Here is a 24,738-nt window from a genome sequence, read left to right on the forward strand (position 1 = left end):
CGAAAAAAAGGAGGTATAATCCCGCGATTTTTTTGGCCGCAACCACCTTAATAGGAGAAAAATGATGAAGATCGTTGAGGTGAAACACCCGCTGGTAAAACACAAGCTTGGCCTGATGCGCGAAAATGACATCAGCACCAAACGCTTCCGTGAGCTGGCCTCAGAAGTGGGTAGTTTACTGACCTATGAAGCGACCGCCGATCTGGAGACGGAAAAAGTCACCATCGAAGGCTGGTGCGGGCCAGTTGAAGTGGATCAGATCAAAGGGAAAAAGATTACCGTAGTGCCGATCCTGCGCGCAGGCCTGGGCATGATGGAAGGCGTTTTGGAGCACGTGCCGAGCGCGCGCATCAGCGTGGTGGGCGTATACCGCGACGAAGAAACCCTGGAGCCGGTGCCGTACTTCCAGAAGCTGGTTTCCAACATCGAAGAGCGGATGGCGCTGGTCGTCGACCCGATGCTGGCCACCGGCGGTTCGATGATCGCCACTATCGATCTGCTGAAGAAAGCCGGCTGCCACAGCATCAAGGTGCTGGTTCTGGTGGCGGCGCCGGAAGGCATCGCCGCGCTGGAGAAAGCGCACCCGGACGTTGAGCTGTACACCGCCTCCATCGATCAGTGCCTGAACGACAAGGGCTACATCGTGCCTGGCCTGGGCGATGCGGGCGACAAGATATTTGGTACCAAGTAAACATTTGAGCCGACTTAACGAGTCGGCTTTTTTTTGACTAAAACCTATAAAACCAATAAACCGAGGAAAAGCACACATGACCCGTCGCGCCATCGGCGTCAGCGAGCGCCCGCCGCTGCTCCAGACCATTCCGCTCAGCTTCCAGCACCTGTTCGCCATGTTCGGCGCCACCGTGCTGGTGCCTATTCTGTTCAAGATCAACCCGGCGACCGTGCTGCTGTTCAACGGCATTGGCACGCTGCTGTATCTGTTCATCTGTAAAGGCAAGATCCCGGCCTACCTCGGTTCCAGCTTCGCGTTTATCTCGCCGGTGCTGCTGCTGTTGCCGCTCGGTTACGAAGTGGCGTTGGGCGGTTTCATCATGTGCGGCGTGCTGTTCTGCCTGGTGGCGCTGATCGTGAAAAAGGCCGGCACCGGCTGGCTGGACGTGATGTTCCCGCCGGCGGCGATGGGGGCGATCGTCGCCGTCATCGGGCTGGAGTTGGCGGGCGTGGCGGCCAACATGGCGGGGCTGCTGCCGGCGGAAGGCACCAGCGCTGATTCGACTACCATCACCATTTCGCTGGTGACGCTGGCGGTCACGGTGCTCGGCTCGGTGCTGTTCCGCGGCTTCCTGGCGATTATCCCGATCCTGATCGGCGTGCTGGTGGGCTATGCGCTGTCGTTCTTCATGGGCGTGGTGGATTTGACTCCGATTCGCGAGGCGCACTGGTTCGCGCTGCCGACCTTCTACACTCCGCGCTTTGAGTGGTTCGCCATCTTCACCATTCTGCCGGCGGCGCTGGTGGTGATCGCCGAGCACGTCGGCCACCTGGTGGTGACCGCCAACATCGTGAAGAAAGATCTGATACGCGATCCCGGGCTGCACCGCTCGATGTTCGCCAACGGTATCTCGACGGTGTTCTCCGGCTTCTTCGGCTCTACGCCGAACACCACCTACGGTGAGAACATCGGCGTGATGGCCATCACCAAGGTCTACAGCACCTGGGTGATCGGTGGCGCGGCGGTGCTGGCGATCCTGCTGTCCTGCATCGGTAAGCTGGCGGCGGCGATCCAGGCGGTGCCGGTGCCGGTGATGGGCGGCGTTTCCCTGCTGCTGTACGGCGTGATCGGCGCCTCGGGCATTCGCGTGCTGATCGAGTCCAAAGTGGATTACAACAAAGCGCAAAACCTGATTTTGACCTCGGTGATCCTGATCATCGGCGTGAGCGGCGCCAAGGTGCATATCGGCGCGGCGGAGCTGAAAGGCATGGCGCTGGCGACCATCGTGGGTATCGGCCTGAGCCTGCTGTTCAAGGTCATCAGCCTGTTCCGCAAGGAAGAAGAGGTGCTCGACGCGCCGGACGAACCGGCGAAGCAGAAGTAACGAAAAGGGCAGCCCAGGGGCTGCCCTTTTTACTCGTATTTCTGCCTTTACATCCGTTGGGATAAAGTAGCTGATAGCATTAACAACATCGATTAAAAGGAAAAGGATATGGAGTACTACGGATATATTTTGCTCAAATTTGTTATTGGCTTTGTCATTGTTATCACCCACTTGAACCTGTCCGGAAAGACCCAGCTATCGCAAATGACCCCTGTGGATTTTATCGGCAACTTTGTGCTCGGGGGCATTATTGGGGGCGTTATCTATAGCGACAGCATCCCCTTGTACCAGTATGTCGTTGTACTGCTTATCGGTGTAGGGCTAATTTCTCTGTTGAATGCAATCAGTAAACACTGCAACTTCTTTCGTTCGGTCACTATCGGCAACCCGATACCAATTATAAAAAACGGCCGCTTTTTAATGGAAAATATTTTAGCCAAGAAAAATAAAATCGATATCTTGAACGTTTCCTCACAGCTGCATGCGCAGGGGATTCACGCTTTTCAAGAGATTGTCTATGCGCAAATTGAGCCGGGCGGTCAGATCACCGCGGTATGTGAGGGAAATGAGCTGCCTTCGATTATCATTATGAAAAATGGCAGGGCCAGGCCTTATGAGCTGCAGGAGATTAATAAAGATGAGGAGTGGTTGAGCCAAACTATCCGTGAACACGGTATAGAGCCGAAAGATATTTTTATTGCTGAGTTTTGGGACGGTAGAACTGCGTTCATTCTTAATGACGGACGCATGGTCAAATAGTGAAAAAGGGGGAGCCTCAGCCCCCCCAATATCATATTAGCTGCGAATTTTGCGGTACACGAACAGCACCACGATAGCGCCGATGACCGCCACCACAAAGCTGCCGAAGTTGAAGCCGTCAACCTTGCCGTAGCCGAAGAAGGTGCTGATATAGCCGCCGACCACGGCGCCGATGATCCCCAGCACGATGGTCAGGATAAAGCCGCCGCCGTCTTTGCCGGGCATGATCCACTTAGCCAAAATACCGGCGATCAGGCCGAAAATAATCCAGGAAATAATCCCCATTTACTGCTCCTTACTTTATTGCTGAGTATGCTTATTGCTGGGTGGCCGGCTGCGTATCGCCGTTTACCGCCGCATCGGTCTCTTGTTTCAACTCTTGCGCTTTGTTTTCGGCGCTGCTCTTGATGGCTTCGGTCTTGGCCTTGGCCTGCTCGGTCAGATCGTTGGCGCCGTTGATGGCGTCGTTCTTGATGGCTTTAGCCTGATCCACCAACTGCTGGCTCTGTTTGCCTGCGTCGTCTTTGATCGCGGCGGCTTTGGCCTTGGCGTCGTTGGTGATGGCGTCCGCCTGTTTGGCGGCTTCATCTTTAATCGCCGAGGCTTTGTCTTTCAGCTGGTCAGCCTGGGTGGCGGCCTCTTTTTTGATTTCATCCGCCGTTGCTTTCGCCTTGTCCGTCAGATCGTCCGCTTTTTTCTGGGCGGCGTCTTTCATCTGCTCGGCGCTGTCTTTGGCTTTATCCAGGTTGGCGTCAACCTTGGACGAGTCATCACAGCCGGCAACCAACAACCCGATAAAGGAGGCCAACAGCACTTTATTCCATACTTTCATCGTCTATATCCTTGCAGAAACCTTGTTGATGGTGATTGCATTTAGCCTACCTATACTAGGTCAGATTTTACTTAAATTACAAATTTAACCTGCGCAGGCATGGAGTTAGGGAATGATATCGGACAATTCTTGCCTTGGCGGACACCGCAGCCGATCAAGCGGCGCTTAGGCATTGCTCACTATTGCGGCATAAGATCCTGCCGGTTCAACAGCGCCCGTTTTCTGTGTTAAACTGCCCACGTTTTTCTGCCAGTTTTGGTTGAGGTGCTTCTCTGAATACGCCGGCACAGCTTTCACTGCCACTTTATCTTCCCGATGATGAAACTTTCGCCAGTTTTTATCCGGGCGAGAACCCATCCCTATTAGCCGCGATCCAATCCGCCGTCCGTCAGGAACATGGCAGCTATATCTATTTTTGGTCGCGTGAAGGCGGCGGGCGCAGCCATCTGCTGCATGCGGCCTGTGCCGAGCTTTCGCAGAAGGGCGAGGCGGTGGGCTATGTGCCGCTCGACAAGCGCGCCTACTTCGTGCCTGAAGTGTTGGACGGCATGGAGCAGCTGGCGCTGGTCTGCATCGACAATATTGAATGCATCGCCGGCGACGAAGAGTGGGAGATGGCGATCTTCAACCTCTACAACCGCATTCTGGAAACCGGCCGCACCCGTTTGTTCATCACCGGAGATCGCCCACCGCGCCAGCTGAACCTGCGTTTGCCGGATCTGGCTTCGCGCCTGGACTGGGGGCAGATCTACAAGCTGCAGCCGCTGTCGGACGAAGAGAAACTGCTGGCGCTGCAGCTGCGCGGCAAACTGCGCGGCTTCGAGCTGCCGGAAGACGTGGGCCGCTTCCTGTTGAAACGGCTGGATCGCGAGATGCGCACGCTGTTTATGACCCTCGATCAACTCGATCGCGCCTCGATCACCGCCCAGCGCAAGCTGACCATCCCGTTCGTTAAAGAGATCCTGGGGCTGTAGCGAGCCGTCAAACCTGTTTTTCTGCATGTTCCAGCAGGGAGCTGTAGTGCTCAACCTGCTGGCGTTGCCGATCGCTTCGCAGTTGCAAAGCGAGATTGATATGTTCCAGACACTGCGCATTGTCTGCAAGCCGTGGGTCGATTTTCCCTTGTTGCGCCAACCAGGCCGCCACGTCAGCCCAGCGCCATAACGGTGAGGTGCCGCCGAGCCGTTGAATGGGGGAAGGGAAGCCGCCGGGGCCGCGAGTCCCGTCTTTTAGCATCGCGATCGCCTGACGCGACAGTTCAGTGAGCTCGGCAATATCGCTTAATCCCACCAGGCTGGAGTCTACCGATATCACCTTGGCGCCAATATTTGCAGACTCAATATCACTGATGGCGCTGCAAATCGCGTGCGCAAAGTTATCGCTTTCTCGATCGAACTCCAGGTAGACGGTTTTACCGTAGAAACAGATCAGCGCGTCATCGCATCCCGCTGCATGCAGCGCATCCTCCAACCCGGTGGTATCCGCGGTCACTCCATCTAGCGTCAATGAGAAATGAAAGAGCGTCATGGTGATTCTCCGGTTATTTTTTCTGCGACAGCGCCAGGCAGTGATCGACTTTGCGCCGAATCTGTTTGGCATGTACCTCTGGATTTTTCGGCGTGCTCCAGATGCTCATCATATGTTCTTGATGTCCGGCAAAGGCGCAATGCAGTCGTCCAAATGCGTGCCCTTTGCTGGGGCGAAAATGCCATCCCTGAGAAAGGGCGTAAGCTAATGCCGCCTGGATATGCTTGTCTGGGTGTTTTTTCATCGCTCGTCCAGTGATGCGATTAGGGTAGTGGGGGTGTTGACGGTTGTCAACGCCTGTCTTGCCGTGAGGCTCGGCATTTGTGCAGCATAGCAACAGGAGAAGTTGAGGATGATGAAAAGTATTTATATAACAAACAATTAAAAATAGCCCTGTTCAGGGCTATTGGTATGTTACGGCTCAATAAGAGGCGGGTTGACCGTTTACAAAATCTCCAGCACCTGCTCCGGCGGCCGGCCGATGCGCGCCTTGCTGCCTTTCACCACGATCGGGCGTTCGATCAGTTTCGGGTTCGCCGTCATCGCCGCCAGCAGCTGTTCTTCGCTCAGGCTGTCGTCCGCCAGCTTCAATTCCTTGTACAGGTCTTCTTTCTTGCGCATCAGATCGCGCGCCGATGTGAAGCCCAGTTCCTTCAACAGCTTTTTCAGCTCATCGGCCGACGGGGGCGTTTCAAGGTACAGCACCACCTTGGGATCGACGCCGTGCTGTTCCAGCAGCGCCAGGGTTTCACGGCTCTTGGAGCAGCGCGGGTTGTGGTAAATCGTGACGTTTTTCATGGCGTTCATTCCTTGTTGCATCAGCTGCGCTGGTATTGGCGGAAGCGCTGTTGCAGTTGGCGCAGCTGGTCGATGCGCGCATCGTAGCGCGCCTGTTTCAGGCTGCCGAGTTTCTGCAGCGAGCTGGCATTGCTGAGCAGGCCGATGGCCTGATCGAGCCGGCCGGTCAGCGCCAGGCTTTCGGCGCGGGCCGACAGTTCTTCATCGCGCAGCCCTTGGGCGGCGCTGGCCTGCGCCAGCAGATCCCAGCCGTTCGGATCGTCCGGATGGGCAAAGGTGTAGCGGTTCAGGATCTTCGAGGCCTGCGCCGGCTGGTTGCCTTCGACATAGGCGTTGGCCAGGTTGAGCTGCAGCACCGGGTTGTTGCTCTGGGCGGCGTTGGCCGCCTGCAGCCGGGCGATGGCCTGCGGCGCGCGTTTCTGGCCGAGATCGATGTCGGTCATCAGGTCGATCAGCCAGACGTTTTTCGCATCCTGCGCCAGCATCGGCTGAATGATGTTGCGCGCGTCGTCGTATTTTTTCGCTTCATAGAACAGGATGGCGCGGCCGTATTTGGCGGCCGCCTGTTCGCGCACGTTGCCCTTGCTGAGCGAGCCGAGCAGCTCTTCGTTCAGGCCATAGCCCTCCGAACTGTACATGCCCAGTGCGCGCACCTTGGCCATCAGGTAATCCTGCGAAGACTGCACGATGTGTTTCGGCATCTGGTTGGCGCGGTTGCGCGCGTCGGAAAGGCGGCTGTCCGGCAACGGGTGCGTCAGCAGCATTTCCGGCGGTTTAGAGGCGTAGCGTGACTGATCCGAGAGCTTCTGCAGGAAGTCGGGCATCGCTTCCGGATCGAATCCGGCGCGCTGCAGCACCTGAATGCCGATGCGGTCGGCTTCCTGTTCGTTCGACTGGGTAAAGCTGATCATGCCCTGCTGGGTGCCGGCCAGGGTGCCGCTCAGCGCCGCCATGCCCATGGTCGGGTTGGCCATCGCCAGCAGAATGGAGCCGAGCGCGCCCACCCAGGTCAGCGGGGCGTTGCGCTGCTGATCTTCCATTGCGCGCGCCAGGTGGCGCTGGGTGACGTGCGAGATTTCGTGTGCCAGCACCGAAGCCAGCTGGCTTTCGTTGTCGCTGACGCGCAGCAGCGCGGAGTGCAGCACCACGTTGCCGCCGAAGAAGGCGAAGGCGTTGATCTCGTCGTTGCGCACCAGATAGAAATGGAACGGCGTGCGCACCGAATAGGCGCTGGCCACCAGCCGGTTGCCCAACTGGTTGATGTACTGGCTCAGCAGCGGATCGTTGATCAGCGGGGCGCTGGCGCGCAGTTGGCGCACGTAGAAATCGCCCATCGCCAGCTCTTGTCCGATGCTCAGGGTGCCGCCGGCGGAGGTGCCCATATCCGGCAACTGATCCTGGCTTTCCGCCTGTGCTGGCGCCAGGGCGGTGGCGTTCAGCGTGCCGAGCAGCAGCACCGCTAACGCGGTTTTGGTCAACCGGTTGGTCATAGTCAGGCGTTTCCCTTAAATAATCATTTCTAAGACGTCAGCAGCAGACAAGAGTTCTTTATTCCCACGGCGCAATCCGCGTGAAAGTGCGGCGGCTCACAAACCGCGGCGGCGGCACCCATCACATCATAGTCAGCCGCAGGCGACAAGGAAACGTTAGCCGGGTGCGGATCGGGCAAAAAAGTTTTATTTTTCATTTTGAAGGGCGTTTTTTCGTCGCTGGCGGCATGCATTTCGAATAAAACACGGATCAACTTTGTCCGTGTTTTATTGACAAGATAAACGCAGACTCATATAGTCTGCGTTATTGAAGATTCATTGACGGTCGAAAACGGACACATGGCGTACATCACAACCAGCGTTGAATATGGCATCCACTGCCTGCTGTGGCTGGTCGGCGATAACCAGCGCGCGCTCAGCAGCCGCGAACTCGCCGAACTGCAGGGCATCTCCCCCAGCTTTCTGGCCAAGATTTTCCCCAAGCTGGAAAAGGCAGGGATCGTCGCCGCCAGTGAAGGGGTGCGCGGCGGTTATCGTCTGGCGCGCCCGGCGGACGAGATCAGCTTCCTGGCGATCATCGACGCCATCGAAGGGCACAAGCCGCTGTTCGATTGCCAGGAGGTGCGCGGGCGCTGCGCGGTGTTCGATGATTCCCCGCCGGATTGGGCGGTTTCCGGCAAATGCGCGATCCATGCGGTGATGCTGCAGGCGGAGAAGGCGATGCGCGACGCGCTGGCGGCGCAGACCCTCGGCGCCGTCGCGGCCCGCTTTGGCCGCAAGGCGCCGCAGGGCTTCTTCGGTGAGGTCAACCTCTGGCTCGACGAGCGCATGACGGAACGCACCGCGCGCAGCGGCAAAACGGCGCGCGCCAAGACCTAACCACCGCCTTTCCTTAAAGCGAAACACACTTTTTCCCGCCTCTTCGGAAGGGGCGGGCGGGCCTTCTGCACCCTGTTACGGGAGCGGAACGGCATCGTTCATCCGAAAACTTGCGGGCAGCCTTATCGCCCGGTTAACCCTGTATGAAGGAGTCATCCCATGACGCAGAAAATAGTGATTGCCGGTTCCGGTTTTGCCGGTTTTTGGGCCGCCGTGTCCGCCATGCGCGCCATTAACATCGCCGGTAAGCATGACGATATCGAGGTGCTCATGGTTTCGCCGACGCCAACGGTCACCATCCGGCCGCGCCTGTATGAAGCGGTGCTGGAAAACATGAACCCGGACATTTCCGCGCAGCTCGCCGCCGTCGGCGTGCGCCACCTGGCCGGGACGGTAGAACGCATCGACGCCGCCGCCAAAACGCTCACGGTGGCGCAGGCGACGGGGGGATCCCTTGAGCTGGTCTACGACCGCCTGGTGTGGGCCACCGGCAGTCGGCTCTCCGTGCCGGCGGTGCCGGGCTTTGCCGAATACGGTTTCAACGTCGATACGTTGGAAAGCGCGCAGCGCTTGGATGCCCATATCAAAGCGCTGGCGGCCAAACCGTCGACGCCGGCGCGCAACACCGCCGTGGTGGTGGGTGCGGGGCTGACCGGGCTGGAGAGCGCGGCGGAGATGCCGCAGCGGCTGCGGGATGCGCTGGGCAAAGACGAGAACGTGCGCGTGGTGATCGTCGATAGCGCGCCGGAAGTGGGTGCCGGGATGGGGGCGGAGCCGGGGGCGGTGATACGCCAGGCGCTGGCGGAGTGCGGCGTGGAAGCGCGGGCCGGTCTGCGCGTCTCGGCCATCGACGCCGAGGGGGTGATGCTGTCGAACGGTGAGCGCATCGCCGCCAACACGGTGATCCTGGCGGCGGGCGTGCGGGCGCATCCGCTGACCGAGCAGATCCCCGGCGAGCGCGACGGCAGCGGCCGGGTGATCGGCGACGCCTTCCTGCGCGCGCCGGCGGCGACGGGCATTTTCGTGACCGGGGATACGGTGAAGGCGGCGACCGACGATCTCGGCAACCACAACCTGATGACCTGCCAGCATGCGATGAGCCTTGGCCGCGTGGCCGGCCACAATGCGGCGGCGGAGCTGGTGGGATTGCCGACGCACCCGTACAGCCAGCCGAAGTATGTGACCTGTCTGGATCTGGGGCCCTGGGGCGCGCTGTATACCGAAGGCTGGGATCGCCAGGTGCGTTTTACCCGTCAGGAAGGCAAAAAGATTAAGCAGGAGATCAATACGCAGTGGATTTATCCACCGGCGGCGGATCGCGAGGCGCTGTTCGCCGTAGCCAATCCGGATTTCGTGATTGTGCCTTAAATAAGTCAAAACGGGAGCGGCAACGCTCCCGTCGTCATTTTCCCAGCGGCAGGAACGAGCGCTCCGGCACCACGGTCTTCATCACCAGGGTGGAGCTCAGACGCTGCACGCCCGGCAGAGCGGAGAGTTTCTCGTCGTAAAGCTGTTGAAAGGCGGGCAGATCGCGGGCGATCACGTGCAGCAGGTAGTCGGGATCGCCGAACAGCCGCTGCGCCTGCACCACCTGGGGAATGTCCATCATGGCGTTTTCGAAAGTTTCAACGGCGCGGCGATCGCCTTCGCGCATGGTGACGAACACCAGGGCGGAAAAGTTATAGCCCAGGCTGCCGGGATCGAGCTGGGCGCGGTAACCTCTGATCACCCCGGATTCCTCTAACGCTCGCACCCGGCGGTGGCAGGGGGATACGCTCAACCCGATCCGCTCGGCCAGCTCGGTCACCGACAAACGGCCGTCGGCCTGCAGTTCAGCAAGAATCTTGCGATCAATCTTATCCATTTAGAAGAATTTCCCCTCTTATGCCGATTTCAGGCAAGTAATTGAAAGCACATTTTAATCCCTTGAGGATATTCTTGCCATCTGTTGAACGGTTTTGACGGCCGCCGCGGCAGGCGGGGCCGTTCTTCTTCCACGAGGAAAGCGCAATGGTTCTCTGTTCAGTGTGGCGCAGCGCGTTTGAGAGGGCGGCGGTATGACGCTCGCTCTGTTCGCCGCTTTTTGGGCGGTGTCTATTTTGTTGGTGATCACGCCGGGTATGGATTGGGCCTATGTGATCTCGGCGGGCATTCGCGGCCGGGTGGTGGTGCCCGCCGTCGCCGGTTTATTGTTTGGCCATTTGTTGATGATTGCGATCGTGGTGGCGGGCGTCGGCGCGCTGCTGGTCGGCAACCCGTTGGCGCTGACGGCGCTTACCTTGCTGGGAGCGGCTTACCTGTTGTGGATCGGTTGCAACATGCTGCTGCACCCGCCGGTGCCCGGCGCCGGTGAAGATCAGCGTTCCGATTCCTGGCTGCGCTGGGCCGGCAAGGGCGTGTGCGTCAGCGGCCTGAACCCCAAGGTGTTTCTGCTGTTTTTGGCGCTGCTGCCGCAGTTTACCGACGCCCGGGCCGAATGGTCGGTGCCGATGCAGATGCTGGCGTTGGGCGTCGTGCATTTGATCAGCTGCGGCCTGGTGTATCTGCTGGTGGGATTCGGATCGCAGTCGGTACTGCGCACGCGCCCACAGGCTGCGAAGGTGGTGGGGCGCATCTCCGGCGCGGCGATGATCGTCATCGCCCTCGGGCTGCTGGCCGAGCAGGCGCTGAAATAGCGCCTGGTCAGCGAAAACACCTATCGTCGGTAGATGTCCGGCCGGGCGATCTGCCAGACAAAGTCGGGGCGGTTGATGGCGCTATAGCCCACTTTTTCATAGAGCCAGGGGGCGGTGCTGGTGACCAGCATGACTCGCCGCAGCGTCGCCATCAGCGGATGGGCCTGGCAGCATTCCGCCAGCCACAGACCCAGCCCGCTTTTTTGGTACGTTTCCAGCACGTACACGTCGCACAGATAGCCGAAAGTGGCGTAATCGGTAACCAGCCGGGCGAAACCGATCTGCCTGGCGCCGTGATACAAACCGAAGCACAGGCTGTGGGCGAGGGACTGGCGGACGGTCTCTTTATCAATGCCTTCCGCCCATGACGAACGGGTCAGAAATGCATGGATGGCATCGAGATCCAGCAGAGCGGCATCGGTGCTGACGAGATAGTCCGCACGCTGCTACTCCCGTGGGGCAGGGGTTGTCATGAGGGGGCTTCTCCTGTTGTCTGCTCGCTCGTTGTTAAGTGCCTGTACGCAGGGTGAGGCCGTTTATCGACGGTGTAAGGCGAGATAACCATGCACGGCACCGGGATCGATAGCTGGCGTATTGGTTTTGATAATACGAGATGTCGCCATGACTTTTAGAGAAGGAAGGAAAATAATTACGCTTGATTGCGTAAATAATAATGAGTATGTTTCTCATTCTCTTTGTTGTTCGCGGGCGCACGAAGGAGTTATTAGCCTGCATTAGCGTGATAGTTGATTCACAGGGAAACACTGAGACGCGCGGTGGCGCTCATTTCTCGTGATGAGAAAGCTCAAAACTAAACTGCAGAGCCCGCCGTAAACACCGTTTTGAATGGTCAAGGATTTCCCCGATGAAAATGAAAACCTCTGTGCTCGCCCTGCTGACGGGGATGGCGCTCAGCGGCTGCACGCCGCACCAAACCTCTTCCTCTTCCCCTGCCGTGCAACCTCTGGCGCAAGCGGCGCAATCCGACAGCATCGTCAAACGCCAACTGGCTTATGGCTTGTATGAAATGGCGCTGACGCCAGGGGGAGATGCGCTGTACGTCGCCAGTGCCGAAAGTTTTAAAGATGTACAGGGTGGCGTGGTCTATAAGCTGGACGCCAAGACCCTGAAAACCCTTGGCACGACGCATACCGATCTGAAAAATTTCGCCATGCAGGCCTCTGCGGATGGGAAAACCCTTTATGTCAGCAATTCGCTGGACGGCGGTATCAGCGCAATCGGCGCCGCCGACGGTAAGGTGAAAGGGCGTTTGCTGTTCAGCGAGCGCAATGAGAAAGGGTTGCCGTATGGTGCGCGCCAAATTCTGGCTCACGACAACACGCTGTATGTGGGGGCGGTGGCCGACCCGGCGCAAATTTGGGTGGTTGACGCTGAATCGCTCAAGCTGAAAACGCGCATTAAAAATACCGGCAAATGGATGACCGGCCTGCATTACTCCGAACAGACCCAACGCGTGTATGCCGCCAATGGCAGCGGCGAGATCCTGGTGATCAACCCGCGTTCCAACCGCATCGAAAAACGCTGGAAACCGTTGGGAGACCAACCCGCACTGCTGCTCAATATGGCGGAGGACGAGGCTACCGGTCGTTTGTTCGTCACCGACAACTCCAAGGCGAAGACCACGCTGGTCTTGGATATTCACACCGGGAAGTTATTGAAGCGGCTTGATGTGGGCGACTCTTTGGCTGTCGTTTTCAATCCACGGCGCAACGAAATTTACATCTCGCAGCGTGAATCCGGCAATGTGCTGAGCCTGGATGCGACGACCTATGCGGTGAAACAGCGCTGGCCGCTGCCGCCGAATCCAAACAGCTTGCTGCTGTCGGCAGACGGCCAGACATTGTTCGTTACGGTCAAACAGCCGTTTAACAAAGATCATTCCACTCAGGGGCCGGACAGCGTGGTTCGCATCGCGTTGAATAAATAAGCCTCATCGGCCCGGCGACGGGCCATTTAACTTTTATCCTCATTCATGAGTGAATTATGCACAACACCAGTACAACGAATTTCCCTTTACGTAAAACGCTGCTGGCGCTGACTATTGGCGCGCTGAGCCAGGGGGCGCTGGCCGCAGACGGCGACGCCAAGAAAAACCAGGAGGACACCCTGGTTGTCCGGGCCGAAAAACACGGCGATTTCAACTCCGGCGGCAATGATTTGGTTCCCGCCTATCTGGATGGACAGGTCGCCCACGGCGGCCGCCTGGGAATGTTGGGCGAACAGAAAGCGATGGACGTTCCGTTCAACGTCATAGGTTATACCGCGAAGCTGGTACAGGATCAGCAGGCGAAGACCATCGCCGACGTGGTCAGCAACGACGCGGGTGTACAGGCGGTGCAGGGGTACGGTAACTTCGCCGAAACCTATCGTATCCGCGGTTTCCAACTGGACGGCGACGACATGACGATGGGCGGGCTGCCGGGCGTGGTGCCGCGCCAGGTGATGGATACCCAGATGCTGGAGCGGGTGGAGATCTTCAAAGGGGCGAACGCCCTATTGAACGGCCTGGCTTCCAGCGGCGTTGGCGGCATGATCAATCTTGAACCGAAGCGGGCGGAAGAAACGCCGACCACCCAGATCGGCCTCGACTACACCTCCGATTCTCAGGTGGGCGGCACGCTGGATCTGGGCCGCCGTTTTGGTGACGACAACCAGTTTGGTGCTCGCGTCAACCTGGTGCACCGTGAGGGTGAAACGGCGGTTGAGGATGATAAGCGGCGCACTACGCTGGCATCGGTTGGGCTGGACTATCGCGGCGATCGTTTCCGTTCATCGTTGGACTTCGGTTATCAGAAAAAGACCTTCCATGGGGGAACGATGGGGGTCAACATCAGCGGCATCGATGTGATACCCGCGGTGCCTGACACCCGTAAAAATTACAGTCAGCAGTGGGGCTACAGCGATATCGAGAACGAATTCGGCATGGCGAAAGCGGAATATGATTTAACCCGCGACTGGAAGGCCTATGCCGGCTTGGGCGCGCAGCATGGCCATGAAACCGGTGTTTACAGCGCACCGAAGCTCATCAACGCCAACGGCGACGCCACGGTTGGGCGCCTGGACACCAACCGCATTATCGACGCTTTCAGCGGCATGGCGGGGCTTGAGGGCAAGTTCACGACCTGGGCGGTTTCGCATCGGGTCAACGTCGGCTATTCCGCGCAGATTAAACGCGACAAAACCGCGTGGCGCATGTCCGCCAACAATCCGACGACCAATATCTACGATAACCATGATGTCGCAATACCGGACAACGCCTATTTCGGCGGCAACTACAGCGATCCGCTGACCACGGCGCGTAACCGGACGCAGGGCTGGTTGTTCAGCGATACGTTGGGCTTTTTCGGCGACCGGGTGTTGTTAACGGCGGCGGCGCGCCATCAGAAAGTGGTGGTGCGTAATTACAGCAACGCCACCGGCCTGGAGGATACCGCCTCCCGTTATACGCAAAGCCGCTGGATGCCGACGTTCGGGCTGGTCTACAAGCCGTGGGAAACGGTGTCGCTTTATGCCAACCATACCGAGGCGTTGCAGCCTGGCGGCATTGCGCCGAAAGAGGCGGCTAACTTCGGGCAGAGTACCGGTATCGCCCGTTCCAAGCAAAATGAAGTGGGCGTGAAAGTTGATTTCGAACGCGTGGGCGGCTCGTTGGCGCTGTTTGAAATCAAAAAGCCGGCCACCATGATCGACAGCAACAACTACTACACGTTGAACGGCGAGCAACGTAACCGCGGCGTGGAGTTGAATGTATTTGGCGAACCGGCCTTCGGCCTGCGCCTTAACGGCAGCGCTACCTGGCTTTCGCCCGAGCTGACCAAAACCCAGGGCGGCCGTAACGATGGCAAAGACGCTATCGGCGTAGCGCACTTCTACGCGGTGCTGGGGGCGGAATACGATATCAGGCCGGTCGATGGCCTGACGGCGACGGCGAAAGTGCGGCATACCGGTTCGCAATATGCCGACTCCGCCAATACCAAAAAGCTCGATAGTTTCACGACCCTGGATCTCGGTCTTCGCTATCGCATGCGTTTGAATGAGGATCAAAATACGCTGGTATGGCGTGTGGGGTTGGACAACGTCACGAACGAGAAGTATTGGTCCGGCGTAGAAAGCAATGGCACTTACGTCTTCCAGGGACAGGCGAGAACGCTGAAAGCGTCGGTAACTTACGACTTCTAAGCGATACAGAAACGACGGCGGCCCACATGTGATGGGCCGTCGGTTTCTTCGTCACCGGGGGATCGTTTTTCACTATGACCGATGGGTGAGCACGCTGATCAGATCCAGCGCGTCGTCCGCCGCCGCGATTTCGCTTTCGCTGAGCGCCTGCCGTTCGATGAAGCTCTCGATGGCTTCCAGCAGGGAGAAAACGCTGATTTCATCCCCTATCTTCACGACTTCGCAAACGCCACGCCCGATCGCCAGACAGATGGCTTCATCAAATTCACACGGTTTGCTGTTCATCTTTTTTCCCCTACGGCGTTTGGGATGATATCGGCCATGCTACCGGTTTTTGCCCGGCGGCTGTCTGACGAAAATCTCATTTTTTCGTTGATGCTGGCGGGCGCACGATCGCGTGCAGTGGCGAAATTCTGATTTCCTCACCGTGGCCAAATTTCCCTTGTGACCGCCGTGCCGGCGCGGTATTGTCGCCAAATGACGACAATACCGCCTCATTGTCCGCATAAAAAATTCATGACGTTATCATCCCTTCATCCCGCTGCCGTGCGGGATTTTTTTATGAGGTTTATCTCAAAGTGCGGATAACCTCGACGCGATCGCTTGCCATGCTCTGGGAATAATCCTAGCTTGAAATAGTCATTTAGGGTTAGCAATCCCTCATGACCTCCTTGTAACACTTGATGCACCAGAACGTTTTCTCCCCCGCTGCGGCGGGGGTTTTTAATGACGTGCATCAGAAAAGGCCGCAACGCAAGAACCGACAGAGTTCGTGACGATAATCAGTTTAAGCATCAGGGGATGGGAAAATGAAAAATGATCTGGCGGCGGCGATCGCGATTGGCTGTGTGCTGTTGTTCGCATTGGCGGTCGGTTCGCCCCTTTCTATCGGTACCTCGCTGTAATCTTCCGCGGCCCCGTTCGGGGCCGCTCACCGCGCCTGTCGCCGCGTCTGCGGATTTTTGCGCCGATCGCCTGCCCACGCGATAAAATCAGCCAAATTGCGGTTGATGTATGGCGAACTTTGAGTACTCTGAGTGCTTTGCACACCTCGCGTGCGCCCGTTCTATCTATGCTTTAATCACGCCCATCACAGGAATCGCCATGCCCGCCCGTCAAACCTCGAGGAGCCCGCTCTGATGCTGGAGATGTTATTACAGTGGTACCGCCGCCGCTTCACCGATCCGCAGGCTATCGCGCTGCTGGTGATCCTGGTTGCCGGCTTCCTCATTCTCTATTTTCTGCACGGCATTCTGACCCCGTTGCTGGTCGCCATCGTGCTGGCCTATCTGCTGGAGTGGCCGACCGCGCGCCTGCAGCGCATCGGCTGTTCGCGCACCTGGGCGGCGAGCATCATGCTGCTGGTGTTCGCGGGCGTCGCCATGCTGCTGGTGTTCGTCGTCGCGCCAACCGCCTGGCAACAGGGCATCAATCTGATGAGCGATCTGCCGGGCATGCTCAACCAGTTCTATAACTTCGCCGCGACGCTGCCGAAGCGTTACCCGGCGCTGGTGGATGCCGGCATCATCGACATGATGGCGGAAAACCTGCGCAGCCGGCTGTCCGGCATGGGCGAGTCGGTGGTGAAATTCTCGCTGGCGTCGCTGGTCGGCCTGCTGACGTTGGCTATCTACCTGATCCTGGTGCCGATGATGATGTTCTTCCTGCTGAAAGACAAAGAGCAGCTGCTGAACGCGGTGCGCCGCGTGCTGCCGCGCAATCGCGGCCTGGCGGGGCAGGTCTGGAACGAGATGAATCAGCAGATCACCAACTACATTCGTGGCAAGGTGCTGGAGATGGTGATTGTCGGCGTGGCGACCTACCTGGTGTTCGCCGTGCTGGACATGCGCTATTCGCTGCTGCTGGCGGTGCTGGTGGGCTTCTCGGTGCTGATCCCCTACATCGGCGCGGTGCTGGTCACCATACCGGTGGTGGTGGTGGCGCTGTTCCAGTGGGGCGTCGGTGCCGATTTCTGGACGCTGATCGTCGCCTATCTGGTGGTGCAGGGGCTGGACGGCAACCTGCTGGTGCCGATCCTGTTCTCCGAAGCGGTCAACCTGCATCCGCTGGTGATTATCCTTTCTGTGATCGTGTTCGGCGGGATGTGGGGCTTTTGGGGGGTGTTTTTCGCCATACCGTTGGCGACGCTGGTGAAGGCGGTGATTCACGCCTGGCCGGATGAACTGCGGGTCGAGGTGGAAGACGAGGCCGGCTGAGAGGGAATAACGAAGCGCAGCAGGCCGCTGCGCTTCGTGAGATTTACTGCTGCAGGTAGTTCAAAACGATGTCGTGGTGATTGGTGGTTTTGAAATCATCAAACACTTTTTCAATCTTGCCTTTGCCATCGATCAGGAAACTGATGCGGTGAATACCGTCGTAGGTCTTGCCCATGAAGGTTTTCTCGCCCCACACGCCAAACTGTTGCGACACCTGATGATCTTCATCAGACAACAGCGTGAAGTTGAGCAGCTCCTTTTCGGCGAAGCGCGACAGTTTTTCCGGTTTGTCGGTGCTGATGCCCAGCACTTCGACGCCGGCCTTTTTCAATTCGTCCATGTTGTCCCGCAGGCCGCAGGCTTGCACGGTGCAGCCCGGCGTCATCGCCTTCGGATAGAAGTAAACCAAAACTCGCTGTCCCTGGAAGTCGGCCAAATTAATTTCCTCACCGTCCTGGTCAGGCAAACTAAATTTCGGCGCTGTGTCACCGGCTTTCAATGGGCTCATCACTACTCTCCATCTTTCTCGTCATGCTGTGGATAGTTCACCACGCTAATACTGCCTTGCGCGTTCAATTCTGTACATAGGCGATGGAAGGCTTGCTCAATATTTGAGGCGTCCCGATCGCCGGAGCTGTGGGCGGTGATTTGGATATACAGCTGCGGCGGCAGGTCGCCGTCCGCCGGCTGCGTGCGCGAGACCAGTTCGGCGATATTCATCTGGCTGGAGTCGAACAGATCGGTAAAGCGTTCGATGATGTGCGGCGAGTCCTTCACTTCCACCTGCACCCACACCGTGGCCGGCATCGGCGGCCTTTCGTGCGAGTTTGTGCGTTTCATCACGATCAGCAGATCCAGCTCCGCGCCTTTTTGCGGCAGGGTGGATTCGATCAGGGTGATGGCGTTCCAGCTGCCGGACAGCAGCATGATGAACGTGAACTCCTCTCCCAGCATGGCCAGACGGCTATCTTCGATATTGCATCCGCAACTGCTGACGTGGCGGGTGATGGTATTGACGATTCCGGGGCGGTCGGCGCCGAGCGCGGTAATCACGAGATAGTGTTCGTCTGACTGAGGCAAAATAGCGCTTCCTGTCGTGCTTAATGGGGTTACCATGGTAAACATAAAAAAAACCGCCTGCCAAGCGCTTACAACGCGGTTGTGCGCTTGCTTTTGGATAGGCAGCAAAAGTACCATGAGTGACTTGTTTGTGGAGGGGACGGCCAATGTTTACGGGAAGTATTGTTGCACTGGTTACGCCGATGGACGACAAAGGTGCTGTCGATCGCGCGAGCCTGAAAAAATTGATCGATTATCATGTAGCCAGTGGCACCGCGGCGATCGTTTCCGTAGGGACCACCGGCGAGTCCGCAACGCTTGCCCATGACGAGCACGTTGACGTGGTGCTGCAGACGCTGGAGCTGGCCGACGGCCGCATTCCGGTGATCGCCGGCACCGGTGCCAACGCCACCGCCGAAGCCATCGCGCTCACCACCCGCTTCGCCAACACCGGCGTGGTGGGCTGCCTGACGGTGACGCCGTACTACAATAAGCCGACGCAGGAAGGGCTGTATCAGCACTTCAAGGCGATCGCCGAGAGCACCGAGCTGCCGCAGATCCTGTACAACGTGCCTTCGCGCACCGGCTGCGACATGCTGCCGCCGACCATCGCTCGGCTGGCGAAAATCAAGAATATTGTTGCTGTAAAAGAAGCGACGGGGAACTTAAGTCGCGTTAGTCAGATCCAAGTGCTGGTTGACGATGAAGATTTCATCTTGCTGAGCGGCGACGACGCCAGCGGGCTGGACTTCATGCAACTGGGCGGCAAAGGGGTGATTTCCGTGACGGCCAACGTGGCCGCGCGCGAAATGGCGGAACTTTGCGCGCTGGCGGCGCAGGGCAAGTTTGCCGACGCGCGCCGCTTAAATCAGCGCTTGATGCCGTTGCATCAGGATCTATTTGTAGAAGCAAACCCAATTCCGGTGAAGTGGGCCTGTAAGGCGTTGGGATTGATGGCAACCGATACGCTGCGTCTGCCGATGACGCCGTTGAGCGAAGCCGCCCGCCCGGTGGTGGAGCGCGCGCTGAAAAGCGTCGGTTTGCTGTAACTCTAAGGGAAATTTGATGGCTTATTCATTGCAAAAGTCGACGGTAGCAAAAGTAGTGGGCATCTCTTTGGTGATGATGCTGGCGGCCTGCAGCAGCGATCAGCGCTACAAGCGCCAGGTCAGCGGCGACGAGGCCTACCTCGACGCGGCTCCGCTCAAGGCGCTGAACGCGCCGTCCGGCATGATCCTGCCGGTGCAGAGCGGCAACTATGACGTTCCCGCCACGACGCTGCAAGGCAACGTCGGCAAGCAGTTGGACATTCGTCCGCCGGTGCAGCCGTTGGCGCTGCTGAGCGGTTCTCGCGCGCAATACGCCGGCGACAGCGGCACGCTGCTGCTGGAAAACAGCCCGCAGAACCAGAACCTGTGGTCGCGCGTGGTCAGCCTGCTGCAGGCGAAGAACATCGCGATCGCTTCGCGCCAGGACGCCGGTCAGACCCTGACCACCGACTGGGTGAAGTGGAACCGTCTGGACGAAGACAACCAGTACGAAGGCCGTTATCAGATCAGCGTGCAGCAACAGGGCTACCAGCAGGCGCTGGTGGTGAAAAGCGTTGGCCTGCAGCAGCAGGGCAAGACCGAACAGGTGACCGATCAGTCTGAGATCCAGCGCTACAATGGCATGATGATCAACACCCTGATCGAAGGCCTGGACAAGCAGGACAACCTGGCGAGCAGCCAGACCGCCAGCCGCTTCGGCGCGCTGGACGTGCAGAGCGGCGCCGATGACACCGGCCTGCCGATGCTGGTGGTGCGCGGCCCGTACACCGTGGTGTGGGATCGCCTGCCGCCGGCGCTCGAAAAACTGGGGATGAAAGTGGGTGACCGCAGCCGTCCGCAGGGCACCGTCGCCGTGACCTACAAGTCCCTGAGCAGCAGCGATTGGGATGCGTTGGGCGTCAAGGATCCTGAACTGGCGGAAGGGGATTACAAGCTGCAGGTCGGCGATCTCAACAACCGCACCAGCCTGCAATTCATCGATCCGAAAGGCAAACCGCTGACCCAGTCGAAAAACGACGCACTGGTGGCGGCATTCCAGTCTGCCTTCAGTAAAACCAGCGTTAACTAATCGAAAAGGGGCTGCGGCCCCTTTTTGTTTTGTCTATACGGTATCGTTTGCGTCGCAGGTTTGGCACAATAGTGCCCGGCACGCCAAAGAATTCATTAGGTCAATTCTATACCCCCTAATTTCGGGCCGCGCTCGGGAGACATCGGGGATACATCACTGGAGTAAGTAAGATGCAAAAGCTAGCTGAGCTGTATCGCGGAAAGGCAAAAACCGTTTACACCACCGAGAATCCCGATCTGTTGGTGTTGGAGTTCCGCAACGATACGTCAGCACTGGATGGTCAGCGCATTGAGCAGTTCGATCGCAAAGGCATGGTGAACAACAAGTTCAACCATTTCATCATGAGCAAACTGGAAGAAGCCGGCATCCCGACCCAGATGGAGCGTCTGCTGTCCGACAACGAAGTGCTGGTGAAAAAGCTGGACATGGTGCCGGTGGAATGCGTGATCCGCAACCGCGCCGCCGGTTCGCTGGTGAAGCGTCTGGGCATCGAAGAAGGCCTGGTGCTGAACCCGCCGCTGTTCGATCTGTTTCTGAAAAACGATGCCATGCACGATCCGATGGTCAACGAATCCTACTGCGAAACCTTCGGCTGGGTGAGCAAAGCGCATCTGGCGCGCATGCGCGAGCTGAGCTACCGCGCCAACGACGTGTTGACCCAGCTGTTCGACGACGCCGGCCTGATCCTGGTCGACTTCAAGCTGGAGTTCGGCCTGTTCAACGGCGAAGTGGTGCTGGGCGATGAGTTCTCGCCGGACGGCAGCCGCCTGTGGGACAAAAACACCCTGGACAAGATGGACAAAGACCGTTTCCGTCAAAGCCTGGGCGGCCTGATCGAAGCCTATGAAGAAGTGGCGCGCCGCATCGGCGTGAAGCTCGACTAAGCGTCGGCACCGCCATTCGGGGCGATCCGGCCGGATCGTCCCGCTATTCTGCGTTTTTCCAGAAAATTTCTACATTTCCTCTGCGGCAGACCATTTATAATAATGGATGCGAGATGACTAAAACCTATCCCACTCAGGCTTGAAGCTGCCTTTGCGCTTACCATCGCGGCGCAACTTCAACGAGCAGGGGAAATATCTGGAGTATATTTATGCGTTGGCAAGGGCGTCGGGAAAGTGACAATGTTGAGGATCGTCGCGGGCAATCTTCAGGTTTGGGCGGCGGCGGCTTCCGCGTGCCGGTGCGCGGCAAGGGCGGCATCGTCATTCTGGTGGTGGTGCTGGTGGCCGGCTATTACGGCATCGATCTGTCGCCGCTATTGAACGGCGGTAACGTTGCGCCGCAGGGGCAACAACAGAGCGCCAACATCAGTCCGAAAGATGATGAGCTGGCCAAATTCACCTCGGTGGTGCTGGCATCGACCGAGGACAACTGGAAAGAGATTTTCCAGCGCATGGGCAAAACCTACCAACCGCCGAAGCTGGTGATGTATCGCGGCGTGACGCGCACCAGCTGCGGCACCGGTCAGGCGGCAATGGGGCCGTTCTACTGCCCGGGTGACAGAACGGTGTATATCGATCTGTCTTTCTATCAGGACATGAAAACCAAGCTGGGCGCCGGCGGTGATTTCGCTCAGGCCTATGTGGTGGCGCACGAAGTCGGCCACCACGTGCAGAACCTGTTGGGCATCGAGCCCAAGGTGCGCCAGATGCAGCAGGGCGCCAGCCAGGCGGAAGTGAACCGTCTGTCGGTGAAAATGGAGCTGCAGGCGGACTGTTTCGCCGGGGTGTGGGGCAAATACGCCGAGAAGCAGCAGATGCTGGAAGAGGGCGATCTGCAGGCGGCGCTGAACGCCGCGCAGGCGATTGGCGACGATCGGTTGCAGCAGCAGAGTCAGGGCCGCGTCGTGCCGGACAGCTTCACTCACGGTACCTCGCAGCAGCGCTACACCTGGTTTAAGCAGGGCTTCGACAGCGGCGATCCCAATACCTGCAACACCTTTGCATCCCGTTAACGCCTCAAGTGCCGGAGCCTGACTCCGGCATTTTTTTCGGATTGAGATACAGCCTTATGTTACAGGCAGCGCAACAACTCATGCGACGGCAGGGCATCCGGCGCCTGCTGGTGCTCAGCGGTGAACCCGGCTGGTGCCGCGAACAGGCACAGCGGCTGGCGGCGACGCTGCCGGGCGACTGGCCGTGGGTGGGGGAAAACCCGCCGCCCGGCCTGACGGCGTTGGCGAGCGGCGCGGTGCGCCAACTGCTGGGGCAGGAACGGCTGCACGCGGTGTTCGACGCCGGCCAATCGCTGGACGTGGAGGCATTGGCGGCGCTGTGCGGCGCACTGCGCGCCGGCAGCTGGCTGCTGCTGCTGACGCCGCCCTGGCGGCAATGGTCTCAGCTGCCGGACGGCGACAGCCTGCGCTGGAGCGATTGCCCACAGCCGATCACCACCCCGCATTTCATTCACCATCTGCAGCAGCACCTGGCCGACGACCGAGAAGTGACGATCTGGCGGCAGGATGAGCCTCTGACGCTCGCCGAGCTGCCGGCGCGCGAGGGTTGGCTGCCGCCGGATGGCCGGCCGACCGGGGAGCAACAGGCGATCTTGACGGCGCTGCTGCAGGCCGAATCCGGCGTGTGGGTGCTGACCGCCGCCCGTGGCCGCGGCAAATCGACGCTGGCCGGCATGCTGGTGGCGCAGTCGCCGCTGACCTGTTGGATCACCGGACCGAGCCGCGCCGCCACGGAGGTGGCCGGGGAATGGGCGCAGGGGCGCGCGCAGTTTTGGGCGCCCGATGCCTTGCTGGCGCAGTGTCGGGAGGGGGACGTCAGCGCTGTGGGCTGGCTGCTGGTGGATGAAGCGGCGGCGATCCCCGCGCCGCTGTTGCAGCAGCTGATCGGTTATTTCCCTCGCGTGTTGTTGACCACCACGGTGCAGGGGTATGAGGGCACCGGCCGCGGTTTTCTGCTGAAGTTTTGCGCCGGGCTGCCGTCTTATCAGGCGTTGAGCCTGCAACAGCCGATGCGCTGGGCACAGGGCGATGCGCTGGAACGGGTCACGGACAATGTGCTGTTGTTCAACGAGCTGCCCGTCTGGCCGGCGGATGGCCAGGCGATCGATTACAGCCAGGCGGAGCAGCGCGAACTGTGCGCCGATCCGCAGCGGCTGGCGCGTTTCTACGCCCTGCTGAGCAGCGCGCATTACCGCACCTCGCCGCTGGACTTGCGCAGGCTGATGGATGCGCCCGGCATGCATTACGGGCTGGCGCAGGCCGGGCCAGAGGTGGTCGGCGCCGTGTGGCTGGTGGACGAAGGCGGCTTGAGCGCCGAGTTGGCGCACGATGTGTGGGCCGGCCGCCGTCGGCCGCGCGGCAACCTGGTGGCGCAGTCGCTGGCGGCGCACGGCGGCCAATGGTGGGCGCCGACGCTGCGTTCAAGGCGCATTACCCGCATCGCGACGCTGCCGGCGCTGCGGCGGCAGGGTATCGCGCGTCAGCTGATCGAACGGCAACGCCGCCAGGCGCAGGGGCTGGATTTCCTGTCGGTCAGCTTCGGCTATACCGAGCCGCTGTGGCGCTTTTGGCAATCCTGCGGTTTCGAGCTGGTGCGTATCGGCAGCAAACCGGAGGCCAGCAGCGGCTGCTATACCGCGATGGCTATTTTGCCCTTGAGCGAGCAAGGGGAGGCGCTGCGACACGCGGCGCACAAGCATCTGGCGCGCGACTGGCCCTGGTTGCGGCAGCGCATCGAGCTCGCGCTGGCGATCCCGGGCGACGACGGCGATACGTCGCTCGGCGAAGAGGACTGGCGTGAGCTGGCCGGGTTCGCTTTCGCCCACCGGCCGCTGGAGGCCAGCCTGGGGGCATTGCAGCGTTTGCTGTTGGCCAGCAATCTGCCGCTGCCCGCGCTGCGCGGCCATCTGCAGCGGCGGCAATCCCCGGCGGCCTGCGCGGAGCAGGCGGGCGTCAGCGGCCAGAAAGCCTTGCTGCGCCACTGGCGGCATGAAACGGCGCAGGCGCTGGAACAGCTGAATGCGCAGCACTGCCGCTACTGGCGCGACTGGGCGCAGTCGTTGCAATAAATTGAACAACTCGCTCAATAAAACCCGATTTTCCCGCTTTCTCAACGGCGTATAGTCACTGTCAGCGGTGCGGCGGCGACTGTCCTCGCACCAGGTTTGGTT

General features: G+C 59.2%; 26 protein-coding genes. 15 read left to right on the forward strand and 11 right to left on the reverse strand.

Annotation, left to right across the window (positions count from 1 at the left end; translation table 11 throughout):
* Positions 1-64 precede the first annotated feature (64 nt).
* The 3 genes from upp to ACJ8MK_RS15550 all read left to right on the forward strand — a co-directional run bounded on the left by upp (position 65) and on the right by ACJ8MK_RS15550 (position 2,816).
* The gene (gene upp, locus ACJ8MK_RS15540; RefSeq protein WP_004941642.1) at positions 65-691 is read left to right on the forward strand and encodes a uracil phosphoribosyltransferase; all 627 of its coding nucleotides are present in this window, start codon (positions 65-67) and stop codon (positions 689-691) included.
* Positions 692-767: 76 nt separating this feature from the next.
* Positions 768-2,057, forward strand: a complete 1,290-nt coding sequence (uraA, locus tag ACJ8MK_RS15545) for a uracil permease (protein WP_033635515.1) — start codon at positions 768-770, stop codon at positions 2,055-2,057.
* Positions 2,058-2,165: 108 nt separating this feature from the next.
* Complete coding sequence (locus ACJ8MK_RS15550; RefSeq protein ID WP_033648818.1) at positions 2,166-2,816, forward strand: DUF421 domain-containing protein; 651 nt, start codon at positions 2,166-2,168, stop codon at positions 2,814-2,816.
* A 36-nt stretch (positions 2,817-2,852) separates the two neighbouring features.
* Here the strand turns inward: ACJ8MK_RS15550 and ACJ8MK_RS15555 are convergent, their stop codons facing one another.
* Both ACJ8MK_RS15555 and ACJ8MK_RS15560 read right to left on the reverse strand, forming a co-directional pair.
* Entirely contained in the window at positions 2,853-3,101 is a 249-nt protein-coding gene (locus tag ACJ8MK_RS15555) for a GlsB/YeaQ/YmgE family stress response membrane protein (RefSeq protein WP_033635514.1), read from the reverse strand.
* A gap of 31 nt (positions 3,102-3,132) precedes the next feature.
* Positions 3,133-3,648 (reverse strand): hypothetical protein, encoded by a 516-nt coding sequence (locus ACJ8MK_RS15560; protein ID WP_033635512.1) that lies wholly within the window; start codon positions 3,646-3,648, stop codon positions 3,133-3,135.
* Between the two features lie 272 nt (positions 3,649-3,920).
* Between ACJ8MK_RS15560 and hda the strand changes: the two genes are divergently transcribed.
* Positions 3,921-4,622: a DnaA inactivator Hda gene (gene hda, locus ACJ8MK_RS15565; protein WP_025159568.1), complete on the forward strand. Its 702-nt coding sequence runs from the start codon at positions 3,921-3,923 to the stop codon at positions 4,620-4,622.
* A 7-nt stretch (positions 4,623-4,629) separates the two neighbouring features.
* On the opposite strand, the gene ACJ8MK_RS15570 is transcribed toward hda, so the two are convergent.
* The 4 genes from ACJ8MK_RS15570 to ACJ8MK_RS15585 all read right to left on the reverse strand — a co-directional run bounded on the left by ACJ8MK_RS15570 (position 4,630) and on the right by ACJ8MK_RS15585 (position 7,463).
* Positions 4,630-5,175, reverse strand: coding sequence for a helix-turn-helix transcriptional regulator (locus ACJ8MK_RS15570; RefSeq protein ID WP_041036242.1), 546 nt, complete (start codon positions 5,173-5,175; stop codon positions 4,630-4,632).
* A gap of 13 nt (positions 5,176-5,188) precedes the next feature.
* Positions 5,189-5,419 (reverse strand): hypothetical protein, encoded by a 231-nt coding sequence (locus ACJ8MK_RS15575; RefSeq protein ID WP_033644019.1) that lies wholly within the window; start codon positions 5,417-5,419, stop codon positions 5,189-5,191.
* Positions 5,420-5,619: 200 nt separating this feature from the next.
* Positions 5,620-5,973, reverse strand: a complete 354-nt coding sequence (arsC, locus tag ACJ8MK_RS15580; RefSeq protein WP_033648817.1) for an arsenate reductase (glutaredoxin) — start codon at positions 5,971-5,973, stop codon at positions 5,620-5,622.
* A 20-nt stretch (positions 5,974-5,993) separates the two neighbouring features.
* Positions 5,994-7,463, reverse strand: a complete 1,470-nt coding sequence (locus ACJ8MK_RS15585) for a beta-barrel assembly-enhancing protease (RefSeq protein ID WP_033635508.1) — start codon at positions 7,461-7,463, stop codon at positions 5,994-5,996.
* 339 nt (positions 7,464-7,802) lie between these two features.
* On the opposite strand from ACJ8MK_RS15585, the gene ACJ8MK_RS15590 reads away from it, so the two are divergent.
* Entirely contained in the window at positions 7,803-8,342 is a 540-nt protein-coding gene (locus ACJ8MK_RS15590; RefSeq protein WP_025303838.1) for an RrF2 family transcriptional regulator, read from the forward strand.
* A gap of 159 nt (positions 8,343-8,501) precedes the next feature.
* A complete protein-coding gene (locus ACJ8MK_RS15595; protein ID WP_440481799.1) occupies positions 8,502-9,710 on the forward strand; it encodes an NAD(P)/FAD-dependent oxidoreductase in 1,209 nt (402 codons plus the stop codon).
* A gap of 34 nt (positions 9,711-9,744) precedes the next feature.
* Here ACJ8MK_RS15595 and ACJ8MK_RS15600 read toward each other — a convergent pair whose 3' ends face one another.
* A complete protein-coding gene (locus ACJ8MK_RS15600) occupies positions 9,745-10,206 on the reverse strand; it encodes an Lrp/AsnC family transcriptional regulator (RefSeq protein WP_033635506.1) in 462 nt (153 codons plus the stop codon).
* Positions 10,207-10,399: 193 nt separating this feature from the next.
* On the opposite strand from ACJ8MK_RS15600, the gene ACJ8MK_RS15605 reads away from it, so the two are divergent.
* The gene (locus ACJ8MK_RS15605; protein WP_033635505.1) at positions 10,400-11,017 is read left to right on the forward strand and encodes a LysE family translocator; all 618 of its coding nucleotides are present in this window, start codon (positions 10,400-10,402) and stop codon (positions 11,015-11,017) included.
* 20 nt (positions 11,018-11,037) lie between these two features.
* On the opposite strand, the gene ACJ8MK_RS15610 is transcribed toward ACJ8MK_RS15605, so the two are convergent.
* Positions 11,038-11,427: a GNAT family N-acetyltransferase gene (locus ACJ8MK_RS15610; protein WP_419679350.1), complete on the reverse strand. Its 390-nt coding sequence runs from the start codon at positions 11,425-11,427 to the stop codon at positions 11,038-11,040.
* A gap of 455 nt (positions 11,428-11,882) precedes the next feature.
* Between ACJ8MK_RS15610 and ACJ8MK_RS15615 the strand changes: the two genes are divergently transcribed.
* Complete coding sequence (locus tag ACJ8MK_RS15615; RefSeq protein WP_049233876.1) at positions 11,883-12,965, forward strand: YncE family protein; 1,083 nt, start codon at positions 11,883-11,885, stop codon at positions 12,963-12,965.
* Between the two features lie 56 nt (positions 12,966-13,021).
* Complete coding sequence (locus tag ACJ8MK_RS15620) at positions 13,022-15,217, forward strand: TonB-dependent receptor (protein ID WP_060423962.1); 2,196 nt, start codon at positions 13,022-13,024, stop codon at positions 15,215-15,217.
* A gap of 72 nt (positions 15,218-15,289) precedes the next feature.
* On the opposite strand, the gene ACJ8MK_RS15625 is transcribed toward ACJ8MK_RS15620, so the two are convergent.
* Positions 15,290-15,502: a hypothetical protein gene (locus ACJ8MK_RS15625; RefSeq protein WP_033648813.1), complete on the reverse strand. Its 213-nt coding sequence runs from the start codon at positions 15,500-15,502 to the stop codon at positions 15,290-15,292.
* 854 nt (positions 15,503-16,356) lie between these two features.
* Here ACJ8MK_RS15625 and ACJ8MK_RS15630 point away from each other — a divergent pair.
* Positions 16,357-17,433, forward strand: coding sequence for an AI-2E family transporter (locus ACJ8MK_RS15630; protein ID WP_033635501.1), 1,077 nt, complete (start codon positions 16,357-16,359; stop codon positions 17,431-17,433).
* Positions 17,434-17,476: 43 nt separating this feature from the next.
* On the opposite strand, the gene bcp is transcribed toward ACJ8MK_RS15630, so the two are convergent.
* Together bcp and ACJ8MK_RS15640 are read right to left on the reverse strand one after the other, a co-directional pair.
* Positions 17,477-17,941: a thioredoxin-dependent thiol peroxidase gene (gene bcp / locus ACJ8MK_RS15635; protein WP_033654587.1), complete on the reverse strand. Its 465-nt coding sequence runs from the start codon at positions 17,939-17,941 to the stop codon at positions 17,477-17,479.
* Positions 17,942-17,943: 2 nt separating this feature from the next.
* Positions 17,944-18,549, reverse strand: a complete 606-nt coding sequence (locus ACJ8MK_RS15640; RefSeq protein ID WP_369783268.1) for a glycine cleavage system transcriptional repressor — start codon at positions 18,547-18,549, stop codon at positions 17,944-17,946.
* 110 nt (positions 18,550-18,659) lie between these two features.
* Here ACJ8MK_RS15640 and dapA point away from each other — a divergent pair, with 110 nt between their 5' ends.
* The 5 genes from dapA to ACJ8MK_RS15665 all read left to right on the forward strand — a co-directional run bounded on the left by dapA (position 18,660) and on the right by ACJ8MK_RS15665 (position 24,636).
* Positions 18,660-19,541: a 4-hydroxy-tetrahydrodipicolinate synthase gene (dapA, locus tag ACJ8MK_RS15645; protein WP_043147806.1), complete on the forward strand. Its 882-nt coding sequence runs from the start codon at positions 18,660-18,662 to the stop codon at positions 19,539-19,541.
* Positions 19,542-19,557: 16 nt separating this feature from the next.
* Complete coding sequence (gene bamC, locus ACJ8MK_RS15650; protein WP_033648812.1) at positions 19,558-20,610, forward strand: outer membrane protein assembly factor BamC; 1,053 nt, start codon at positions 19,558-19,560, stop codon at positions 20,608-20,610.
* Positions 20,611-20,780: 170 nt separating this feature from the next.
* Positions 20,781-21,494 (forward strand): phosphoribosylaminoimidazolesuccinocarboxamide synthase, encoded by a 714-nt coding sequence (gene purC, locus ACJ8MK_RS15655; protein WP_033635498.1) that lies wholly within the window; start codon positions 20,781-20,783, stop codon positions 21,492-21,494.
* 209 nt (positions 21,495-21,703) lie between these two features.
* Positions 21,704-22,567, forward strand: a complete 864-nt coding sequence (gene ypfJ / locus ACJ8MK_RS15660) for a KPN_02809 family neutral zinc metallopeptidase (RefSeq protein WP_033635497.1) — start codon at positions 21,704-21,706, stop codon at positions 22,565-22,567.
* Between the two features lie 80 nt (positions 22,568-22,647).
* Positions 22,648-24,636: a tRNA(Met) cytidine acetyltransferase TmcA gene (locus ACJ8MK_RS15665; RefSeq protein ID WP_442517875.1), complete on the forward strand. Its 1,989-nt coding sequence runs from the start codon at positions 22,648-22,650 to the stop codon at positions 24,634-24,636.
* The last annotated feature ends 102 nt before the right edge of the window (positions 24,637-24,738 follow it).

Origin of the sequence: Serratia sp. CY38905, assembly GCF_052168875.1 — a bacterium.
Taxonomy (GTDB): domain Bacteria; phylum Pseudomonadota; class Gammaproteobacteria; order Enterobacterales; family Enterobacteriaceae; genus Serratia; species Serratia sarumanii.